Consider the following 9,852-nt stretch of genomic DNA (forward strand, 5'->3'; position numbering starts at 1 on the left):
ATATTGATTAACTGACTGATTCTCGCTGGGAGGCCGTGGAGAGGGCCGAGTGCCCTTCCGTATCCGCGTTGTGGATGAGGGCTGGAATTCTGAAATTGGCCTGCGCGGATAGTCCGGGCGCCTGCTGCTGCAGTACTTGGCGCTGACGTCGTCTAGCGCGGCGGCGACAGAGTTTCGTCGATGGGTTTCGCGCGTGGTGCGCGGGTGGTGGTTACAGACCGCGTTCTGTCATCCGATCAGACGATTGTTCGGTTGTGCAGGATCGATGAGGCTGGTCCGGTGAAGTGTGTGTGGATGGCCTCTGTGATGGGGAGTGCCCGTGAGCGGTGATGAGCCCAAGTTGATGCGGTTCGATCCGGCCGCCGGGGCGTACGTGCCTAACGGGCCGGCGCAATCCCACGGGAGTGTGTATCCGCAGGCAGAGCCCGAGGCTCGCTCTCAGCCCGGTGAGCCTCGGACGCAGCGTATTCAGGCGGGACCGGCGATGCAGCAGCGTCCTGTGCGGCCGTCCCCGCCGGTGCGGGCAGCCCCACCCGAGCGTCTGCCAGTACCGCCGAGAACCGGACCGGCGCCGTCGAGGGGGACTCGTCCGATGCCTCCGGTAGGGCGTCCCTTCGTGCAGCAACCGCAGGTGCAGAGACTGCCGGCGCCGCGTCCCCCACTGCCCGCCTACGCGCCGGCATCCGCGGGCGGGGCGGGTTCCCCGAGTGCCGCGCGCTCGGGAAGGGACGGCGGATCGGCGCGCGCGCCGCGCGAAGGCGGCCCGTGGCCTGAGTTCCTGGCGAGCACGTTCGGATGGTTCGACCTCTTCCTGTACGGCACGCTAACCGCGCTCGTGTTCCCCAGCGTGTTCTTCCCTTTTGCGGAGGACTTGGTGCTCGCCACGGCGATGACCTATCTCGTGCCGTTCCTGGTGCGGCCCGTCGGCGGGCTGTTCTTCGGGCACATCGGTGACGTGCGCGGGCGCCGATATGCGACCGCGCTGGCATTGGCGATCCTCGCAGTCGCCACGATGCTGATGGCGTTGGTTCCCTCGTACTCCACGATTGGAATCGCTGCACCGGTGATCGTGCTGCTGTTGCGCATGGTGCAGATGGCTGCCATAGGTGGGCTTTCGGTCGGGGCGTCGGTGAACGCTGCGGAACGAGCACCCGCACGGTTTCGAGGCATGTGGTCAGCCCTCTCTCAGTCTGGTCTGGCCGCGGGCAGCGCGGCGGCGAGCGCCGCTGTGTTGGTTCCTACCGTGATCCTCCCGGAGGGCATCTTCGCCGAGTGGGTCTGGCGTGCGGTAGTACTGCTCGGCGCTGGTCTTTCCGTCGTTCTCGCACTCGTGCTGCCGAGGATCGTTGATGAGTCGCCAGTCTTCCGAGATCGTCGCAGCATTGCCGATCGAGCGGATTTCGGAGCGGGATTCGCGGGCATCTTCGATTCCGGCTGGCGTGGTGTTCTGTACGGAGCGGGTCTGCGATTCGGTGAATCGGTGTTCCTGTTCTTCCTGCTCGGCTTCGCCTTGGTTTTCGCAGGTCCTGGATGGTCGGAAACCAGATGGGTCCTGCTGTTCGCGGCGGTGCTGCACTGCGGGTTCATCATCGGTGCGGGGGCGGCCTCGGACAGGATTGGGCGGCGGCCTGTTCTGGCGGCAGGAATCGGACTGTCGGTCGTCTGGGCGCTCGTCGCCTTCCCTGTGCTGCTGTCAGGTAGCCTCACCGCGTTTACGCTGGTGATTGTCGTTGGATCGCTCGGACACGCCATGATGTGGGGGCCGGCCGCTGCATTCATCGGCGAGTATTTCCCGTCGAGATCCCGATTCTCGGGGACCTCGCTGGTCGTGAACGTCGTACCCGTCGTCGCGGGATCACTCGTTCCGTTCGTCATGGAGTGGGTCGAGCCGGACTGGGGTGCCTGGACCTATTCGAATCAGTTCTGGCTGCTCTCAGCGTCCATTGTGCTCGCTCTTGCCGTGTCAGGTGTCGCAGTGCTTCTCGCTCCCGAGACGCGCGGGATCGATCTTGCCGACGTGGATGCGCACGATCGAGAGCGCCAGGTGGCGAACCGCGTCCCGAGTCGGCAGGTAGTGGGATACACCCAATCGGGGGAGCCGATCACAGGTCCTGGATCTTCTGCGACGAACGGCATGGCGATCGCCGCGCTGGTGCTGGGCATCATCGGCGGGGTGTGGGCGATCCCGATTGGGCACATCGCGCTCAGCCAGATACGTAGGACGGGCGAGTCTGGTCGCGGGATGGCGATCGCGGGGCTCGTACTCGGATACGTATCGCTGGTCGGCCTGATCGTGGGACTGATCACGTTCCTCGTGATCATCGGCAGCGTCAGGTGATCCGAGGTAGTGGATCACGGCAGGGACGAGGATAAGACGTGAGCGATGACGAGCCGATGACGATGCGCTTCGATCCGGCGCGCGGGGAGTACGTGCCCGATCGTGCTCCGGCACCCGATGCGGCGACCCCGCACCCCCAGGCGCTGTCGCTGCCCGCAGCGCCGCGGGAGCCGATGACGGAGCGCCTGCAATCCCAGCCGACGTCATCGCCGTCAGCGCCGGCGCCGTCACCGGCTCGGCGAACGCCGCAGCCTTCGCGGGTTCGCGCGCAGGCGTCCCCGACGGCGCCGCGTCCGACGGCGACCCGGCCTACCGTGCCTCGACCGACGCCGCCGCAGCTGGCGAAGTCCGGGCCGCCGGTGCAGGCCCCGCAGCCCCCGCAGCCCTCGTCGCCCGCGCAACCTGCGCCGCGTGCCCGACCCGACCCGCCCGGCCGCGCACCGTCGGCCGGCGCCCCGGTGCCACCCGCGCGCCGGACCGAGCAGCGTCGCGTCGCCCCACCGCCGCCCGCGGCCCGGCCACGGCCGGCGACATCGGCCCCGCGCAGGCCGGCGGACCCCCGCCGCGGGCGTGGGCCGGCACCGAGGCTGGAGCCGGTGCCGGCCGCGAGGCCGTACGCGCCGCTGCCGCGCGCAGGCCCCGGCGGGGAGGCCGGGGAGCGTGACGGCGGCGGGCGTCGTGCTGCTCGTGATCGCGGTGATGTGCGCGGTCGTCGCGGGCTCGGCGATCGCGGCGGTCGAGGGGATCGCGCCGGAGTACGAGGAGACGTTCTGGGACCTCGGATCGCGGCAGCTCGACTACATGTACTGGGACTCGCTGTCGCCCTGGTACGTGCTCGAGTTCTTCACGCTCGGCGTGTGCGCGCTGGCGGTGGTGTAGGGCATCGCACTGCTCCGCAGTCGGCAGAACAGCACCCGCGTCCTCGCGACGGTGCTCGCGCTCATGCTGATGCTGTGCTGGTTGCCGGGCCTGGTCGCGGTGCTCGTCGTTCCGGCCCTGCTGTGGCTACCGGACGGCGCGCGGGCCTGGTTCCGCGGCCCGGCCTGACCGCCCACCGCGGACCGTCGGACATGGGAAACCGGGCGGACCTACGCCTCCGGGACGAAGGCCTTCGCGGCGGCGACGAGGCCGCCGCCCAGCGGCAGGATCACGGGGAGCAGGTTCTCGTCGGCGGCGATGATGCGGGTGGCCTCGCGGGCGGCGAAGGCCTCGTCGTCATGGGCCTCCGGATCGGGGATCCGATAGCCCGCGTCGCCGAGATTCACGACCACGACCCCGCCGGGGCGGAGCAGGCGCACCGCGTCGATGACGTAGCGCGGGTGGTCGACGGGCTCACCGTCGAGGAAGATGAGGTCGTAGGCCGCGTCGGCGAGGCGGGGGAGCACGTCGAGGGCGTGGCCGTTGATCAGGCGCGTCCGGTTCGCCGCGACCCCGGCCTGCTGGAAGCCGATCTTCGCGGCGGCCTGGAACTCCTGCTCGGAGTCGATCGTGGTGAGCACCGAGTCCGGTCGCATGCCGGAGAGCAGCCACAGGCCGCTGATGCCGGCGCCCGTCCCGACCTCGACGACGGATTTCGCGCCGCCCGCGGCGGCGAACACCGACAGCAGGGCGCCCACCGACGGCGAGACCGCGTCGACGCCCAGGTCGGCGGCACGCTCGCGCGCGGAGGACATCGCCTCGTCCTCGACGATGGCGTTCTCGGCGTACGTGACGAGGGAGGATGCGGCGGAGTTGGACACGCCGCAATGGTAGCCCGTCGCCCGACGGCCACCCCGCCGTGACGGAGAAGTCGCGCCACGACGATGCATGCACAGGCAACCCTCAGGGAGGAATCAGCGCTCCCACACCGCGGCAGGGAAAGGTATCGGTCAGCGAAGGACCCCCGCCGTGGAATTGCCGATTCCGGGAACAATTCGGGCGGCCCGGGAGTTCTTGAGTAGAGGAGCGCCCCGCCGTCCGGCGGTGGCACGAGGAGGAGCGCATGGCCCTGGCCCGCAAGGCCGGACCCCGGCAGGAGCCGCAGCCGCAGGCTGCGTACGCGACGTTCGACGACGACCGTGCGGTTGAACCCGCAGGTACCGCCGCTTTCGACGCGTCGGGCGACTGCGCCGACATGCCCTCCTGGGACGAGCTCGTCCGCGAGCACGCCGACCGTGTCTACCGCCTCGCCTACCGCCTGTCCGGCAACGCGCAGGACGCCGAGGACCTCACGCAGGAGACCTTCATCCGCGTCTTCCGCAGCCTGCAGAGCTACGAACCCGGCACGTTCGAGGGCTGGTTGCACCGCATCACCACCAACCTGTTCCTCGACATGGTCCGCCGCCGCAACCGCATCCGCATGGAGGCGCTGCCGGAGGATTACGAGCGCGTACCGTCGTCCGACCCGGATCCCGGCCAGATCTACGCGGACGCCAACCTCGGCCCGCAACTGCAGAACGCGCTCGACGCACTGGCGCCGGAGTTCCGCGCCGCCGTCGTCCTCGCCGACATCGAGGGCCTCTCGTACGAGGAGGTCGCGGCCACCCTGGGCGTGAAGCTGGGCACCGTCCGCTCGCGCATCCACCGCGGCCGCAAGTCCATCCGCGAGGCACTGGCGAATCAGGGCCTGACCAGCAGCTCCGCGCTCGCCTACTGAGCGCGCGCCCGGCACCGTCGGGAACTCCCGGGCGACACCCGTCGTTGTACTGACGAGTGCAGGTACTGTGGCGGTGTAACGGCGGTACGCCCATCGGCCCGAGCAGAGGAGGGAGCGGCGTGGATCATCTCAGTGGCAGCATCAAGCGCGCATTTTCGCGCCGCCCGGGCGAGTTCTCGTCCACCGAGCACCTCGCGTACGAGGCGGTCGTCGCCTTCGTCGACGGTGAGCTGCGGATGAACGCCCACCTGCGCGCCGGCACCCACATCGCCGAGTGCGCCGTGTGCGCCGCCGAGGTCGAAGCGCAGCGCCAGGTCCGCACCGCGCTGCGCGAGTCGGGCGAGATCACCGTGCCGCACCGCCTGCTCGGTCAGCTCGCGCAGATCCCCACGGACTGCCACAACGGCCGGGCGCCGTTCGACGGCTTCCCGACCTTCACGCCCGGGTCCTCGCGACGCGACGAGCGTGACAAGCGCGGCCGGCGGCGGAACGCTCGGTAGATTCGACCCCGTGACCTCCGATCCCGACAGCCGGCGTCCCCGCTTGGAGCCGCGCCCCACGTACCGTCCCTCGGTGTCTGAAGGCGAACAGGTCGTCTTCGGCAGGCCGGACGGGGTCGACGGTGCCTTTGCTCCCGAGTCCGTCCGCAAGGCCACGGGACGCGGGCCGCAGCCGCAGGCCGCCGCGCCCGACCCCGTACTCGCCGAGGCCTTCTCGCGACCTCCCGGCACCGTCGAGGCGCTGCAGCGCGATCCCTACGCCGGCCCGCTCCAGCCGGAGCCCGAGCCCGAAACGGAGGACCCGTGGCGGGACACCGAATCCCTCGCGGGCCTCGGCGAGCCCGCGATCGAGCCGCCGCCGCGGGCCGTGCGGCAACCGGATCCCGAGCAGCTCGGCGTCCGCGACGTCCTCTTCGGTCGCCGGGTCTCCGTGCGCGCCCTCGCCGTCCTCGGCGTGCTCGCGCTGGTCATCGGCCTGCTCGGTGGCGCGATCGGACGGATCACCGGGACCACGATCGAGAAGCTCACCGACTCGCGGGTGTCGCTGCCCGCGGCGGAGGGCACTCCCGCCGAGGCCGGCGCCGTCGCCTCCATGGTCGGGAAAGTCGGTGCGAGTGTGGTCACGATCGAGGTGCGCACCAAGACGTCCGGCGAGACCGGCTCCGGCTCCGTGATCGACGCCGGGCGCGGCTACATCATGACCAACAACCACGTCGTCGCGACCGCCTCCACGAACAAGGACGCCAAGATCGAGGTCGTCTTCTTCAACGGCACCCGCACCCCGGCGCAGCTCGTCGGGACGGATCCGTACACCGACGTGGCCGTCGTGAAGGTCTCGGTCGACGGGCTGCAGCAGATCGCCCGCGGCGACTCCGGCGAGCTCGTCGCGGGGCAGCCGGTCGTGGCGATCGGCTCCCCGCTGGGGCTGCGCCGCACCGTCACCTCCGGCGTCGTGTCCGCGACGCACCGCCCGGTCCAGGGCCCCGCGGACGGCCCGAATCCGCCCGCGACCTTCGATTCGGTGCAGACCGACGCCGCGATCAACCCCGGTAATTCCGGCGGCCCGCTGCTGGATCTGCAGGGCCGGCAGATCGGCATCAACACCCTCGGGCTCTCGCCCGGCGGCGGCGGCTCGATCGGCCTGAACTTCGCCATCGCCGCCAACGTCGCGTGGCCGATCGCCGAGTCGATCATCCGCGGTCAGAAGGTGGTCCACGCCGACCTCGGCATCAACGGCCGCGAGGTCAGCAACGAGGCCGCGTCCGGCGTGCGCGTCGAGAACGTGAAGAGGGGCGGAGCCGCCGAGAAGGCGGGCATCCGCGAGGGCGACGTGATCACCAAGGTCGGCGACGTCGAGGTGGCCGAGGCGGCCGACGTGATCGTCGCCGTCCGCGCCGTCGGCGTGGGCAAGGAGACGACGGTGACGGTCGCCCGCGACGGCCGCCAGGTCCCGATCAAGGTCACGCCCGAGCCGCTGACCTGAGCCTCCGGGCCGAGTCGCCCGCTGAGCAGCCGCGAGGTGCGCGCGGTACTGAGCCTCCCGTAGCATGACGGGGTGTTCTCGAATCTCGGCATGGGAGAAATCCTCATGCTGGTCGTCGTGGGTCTGGTGATCCTGGGGCCGGAACGGCTCCCGGGCGCGGTCAACTGGTTCTTCACGACGCTGCGGCAGGTGCGCGATTACGCCACCGGCGCGACGCAGCAGCTCAAGGACGACATGGGCGGCGATTTCGACGCCATCCGCGAGCCCCTGCAGCAGATCCAGAACCTGCGCGGCATGACGCCCACCGCCATCGTCACCAAGCACCTCCTCAACGGCGACGACACCGTGATCCGCGAGATGAGCGAGCAGGTGCGCTCCACCGCCGACGCGCTGAACCTCCGCAAGGCCGTCGACGCCGCCGCGCCGGTCGCCCCGGTCACCTCGCTGGAGAAGGGGCCGTCGCTGGAGAAGTCGGCGCCCGACGCGCCCGCGGGCGCAATGCCCACGATGCCGCGGATCCACACACCGCTGGCACCCGAGGAGCGGGCCCCGTTCGACGTCGACGCGACGTAACCGCCGACCGTCTGAAGGCCTGGTCCGGCGGCCGGCGCAGACCGCCGAAAAACTTGTGGACTCCGGTGCGCGGCCTGTGGATAAGGCACCGTTGCGGCGGCGCCGACGGTCGACGATGCGGTTCACTGCTCGCAGGGGGGAGATCACGCCGCGGGCGCACCTGCGAGCACATTTCGGGTGTGGAGCCACGCGGTGCCAGGTATTACGGGTGTGACGGCGCAATCCGGGTGTGGCAGAGGTCCTAGGCGGGCAGATCGGGTGTGAGGGCGGTTCTGCCGGTCAGATCGGGTGCGCCCACCACCGCATCAGCGATCAGCGAGGAGTGCCGCCGGCGACGTTCGTCCGCCTGCTCCGGGAGTGCCGTGGTCAGGTGGGAAGCCACATGCCGAGACTGCGGGGCGCGGTCTCCACGAAGCCGACCTTGCGGTACAGCGGGCGTCCGGGGGCGTCGGCCATGAGCGTGATGTACGGGTCCGCGGGTGCGGCGGCCCGGATCTCGGCGATGAGCCAGTCCAGGACCGCCCGCCCGATGCCGCGGCCCTGGTGCGCGGGCAGGGTGGCCATATCGGCGATGTGGAAGTACCAGCCCCCGTCGCCGAGCACGCGCCCCATCGCCACGACCTCGTCGCCGACCACCACGTGGCACCACCGCCAGCTGTTGGCCAGCGCACCGGCGGCCTGCGCCTCGGTCCTCGGCGCCAGGCCCGAGTCCGCACGCAGGCGCACGTAGTCCGCGATCGGCGGGGGCTCGGCGACGAGGCGGAAACTCACAGGTGGCGGGTGGTGTCGATGCCCAGTGACATACCGGCCAGGCCGCGCTTGCGGACGGCGAGCTTGTCGGCGATGGCGCGCAGGGCGGAGCCGGTGGGGGAGTCGGGGGCGGAGAGCACCACCGGGGTCCCGGAGTCGCCGGCCTCGCGGAGCTGCGGGTCCAGCGGGATCTGGCCGAGCAGGGGCACGTCGGCGCCCACGGCGCGGGTGAGCCGCGCCGCGACCTGCTCGCCGCCGCCGGAGCCGAAGACGTCGAGGACGGTCCCGTCGGGCAGCGTCAGGCCCGACATGTTCTCGATGACCCCCGCCACCCGCTGGCGGGTCTGCAGCGCGATGGCGCCGGCCCGCTCGGCGACCTCGGCGGCCGCGGTCTGCGGCGTCGTGACCACGAGGATCTCGGCGCCCGGGATGAGCTGCGCGATGGAGATCGCGACGTCGCCGGTGCCGGGCGGCAGGTCGAGCAGGAGCACGTCGAGATCGCCCCAGAAGACGTCGGCGAGGAACTGCTGCAGCGCGCGGTGCAGCATCGGCCCGCGCCACACGACGGGGGTGTTGCCGGTGGTGAACATGGCCACCGAGATGACCTTCACGCCGTGCGCCTGCGGCGGCATGATCATCGAGTCGACCTGCGTGGGACGGGCGTCGGTACCCATCATGCGCGGCACGGAGTGACCGTAGATGTCGGCGTCGAGCACGCCCACGGAGAGGCCGCGCGCGGCCATCGACGCCGCGAGATTGACGGTGACGGAGCTCTTGCCGACGCCGCCCTTGCCCGACGCGACCGCGTACACGCGGGTCAGGGACCCGGGCTGGGCGAACGGGATCACGGGCTCGGCCCGGTCGCCGCGCACCGTCTTACGCAGCTCGGCGCGCTGCTCGTCGTTCATCACGTCCAGCTCGACGCGCACCTCGCCGGTGCCGGGCACGTCGGCGACGGCCGCCCGCACACGGTCCACGATCTGGGTGCGCATGGGGCACGCGGAGGTGGTGAGGTACACCTCGACGTCGATCGACGAATCGGCCTGCACCGCGACCGACTTCACCATCCCCAGATCGGTGATCGGCTTGCCGATCTCGGGGTCGTTCACGGTGGCCAGGGCCGACCGGATCGCGTCTTCCGTCACCACACTCATAACGCCCTCCATCGTATCGGCAGGCCCGGGAGCGAGGAATCCGCCTTACCGCGGGGGGCGGGGCACCGTCGGCGAGGAGGACGGAACGGGCCTGCTCGACGGCGCCGGGCGCACCGAGGGTGGCGCGGGCCGGACTTCGGACGGCGGGGCCGGGCGCACGCTCGACGGGATCGCGAGCGCCCCGCCGGGACCGGGGTCGCCCGCGGGCGCCGGGCCGGGCGGCACCGGCCGCGTCGGGCTCGACGGTGCGCCGGGCGCGCCCGGTTCGCTGGTCGGGGGCGCGCAGTCGCTCACCGTGGTGGGCAGCGGCGTGCCCCCGGGACCGCGTGCCGCGCTCGCCGCCGACGGGGCCACCGCGGGCCGCTGGGAGGTCGTCGCCCCCGCGGCCGGACCGGCCGGCGACGGCTGCGCTTGTCCGG

At 71.3% G+C, this 9,852-nt stretch carries 10 protein-coding genes and 1 pseudogene; 7 read left to right on the forward strand and 4 right to left on the reverse strand.

Annotation, left to right across the window (positions count from 1 at the left end; all coding sequences use genetic code 11):
* The first annotated feature begins 616 nt into the window (after positions 1 to 616).
* Both FK529_RS12420 and FK529_RS12425 read left to right on the forward strand, forming a co-directional pair.
* On the forward strand, positions 617 to 2,338 hold the full coding sequence (locus FK529_RS12420; protein ID WP_158635110.1) for an MFS transporter: 1,722 nt from the start codon (positions 617 to 619) through the stop codon (positions 2,336 to 2,338).
* 660 nt (positions 2,339 to 2,998) lie between these two features.
* Entirely contained in the window at positions 2,999 to 3,217 is a 219-nt protein-coding gene (locus FK529_RS12425; RefSeq protein ID WP_146561546.1) for a hypothetical protein, read from the forward strand.
* 209 nt (positions 3,218 to 3,426) lie between these two features.
* On the opposite strand, the gene FK529_RS12430 is transcribed toward FK529_RS12425, so the two are convergent.
* A complete protein-coding gene (locus FK529_RS12430; protein WP_146561548.1) occupies positions 3,427 to 4,077 on the reverse strand; it encodes an O-methyltransferase in 651 nt (216 codons plus the stop codon).
* A gap of 242 nt (positions 4,078 to 4,319) precedes the next feature.
* On the opposite strand from FK529_RS12430, the gene sigE reads away from it, so the two are divergent.
* The 4 genes from sigE to tatB all read left to right on the forward strand — a co-directional run bounded on the left by sigE (position 4,320) and on the right by tatB (position 7,529).
* The gene (gene sigE / locus FK529_RS12435; RefSeq protein ID WP_146561550.1) at positions 4,320 to 4,973 is read left to right on the forward strand and encodes an RNA polymerase sigma factor SigE; all 654 of its coding nucleotides are present in this window, start codon (positions 4,320 to 4,322) and stop codon (positions 4,971 to 4,973) included.
* Positions 4,974 to 5,092: 119 nt separating this feature from the next.
* Complete coding sequence (locus FK529_RS20280) at positions 5,093 to 5,473, forward strand: hypothetical protein (RefSeq protein ID WP_193559695.1); 381 nt, start codon at positions 5,093 to 5,095, stop codon at positions 5,471 to 5,473.
* Between the two features lie 73 nt (positions 5,474 to 5,546).
* On the forward strand, positions 5,547 to 6,956 hold the full coding sequence (locus tag FK529_RS12445; RefSeq protein WP_231703055.1) for a S1C family serine protease: 1,410 nt from the start codon (positions 5,547 to 5,549) through the stop codon (positions 6,954 to 6,956).
* Between the two features lie 72 nt (positions 6,957 to 7,028).
* Positions 7,029 to 7,529 (forward strand): Sec-independent protein translocase protein TatB, encoded by a 501-nt coding sequence (tatB, locus tag FK529_RS12450; RefSeq protein ID WP_146561554.1) that lies wholly within the window; start codon positions 7,029 to 7,031, stop codon positions 7,527 to 7,529.
* A gap of 241 nt (positions 7,530 to 7,770) precedes the next feature.
* On the opposite strand, the gene FK529_RS20035 is transcribed toward tatB, so the two are convergent.
* The 3 genes from FK529_RS20035 to FK529_RS12460 are packed head-to-tail and all read right to left on the reverse strand — an operon-like array spanning position 7,771 to position 9,433.
* Positions 7,771 to 7,911, reverse strand: coding sequence for a hypothetical protein (locus FK529_RS20035; RefSeq protein ID WP_158635111.1), 141 nt, complete (start codon positions 7,909 to 7,911; stop codon positions 7,771 to 7,773).
* Positions 7,896 to 8,300, reverse strand: a complete 405-nt coding sequence (locus FK529_RS12455; protein WP_146561556.1) for a GNAT family N-acetyltransferase — start codon at positions 8,298 to 8,300, stop codon at positions 7,896 to 7,898. The genes FK529_RS20035 and FK529_RS12455 overlap by 16 nt, the downstream gene beginning before the upstream one ends.
* Entirely contained in the window at positions 8,297 to 9,433 is a 1,137-nt protein-coding gene (locus FK529_RS12460) for an Mrp/NBP35 family ATP-binding protein (RefSeq protein WP_146561558.1), read from the reverse strand. Before FK529_RS12460 ends, FK529_RS12455 begins: the two co-directional genes overlap by 4 nt.
* Here FK529_RS12460 and FK529_RS12465 point away from each other — a divergent pair.
* A pseudogene (locus FK529_RS12465) lies at positions 9,390 to 9,852 on the forward strand (hypothetical protein); the annotation flags it as partial. The gene FK529_RS12460 and the pseudogene FK529_RS12465 sit on opposite strands and share 44 nt — an antisense overlap.

Origin of the sequence: Tsukamurella asaccharolytica, from assembly GCF_007858435.1 — a bacterium.
Taxonomy (GTDB): domain Bacteria; phylum Actinomycetota; class Actinomycetes; order Mycobacteriales; family Mycobacteriaceae; genus Tsukamurella; species Tsukamurella asaccharolytica.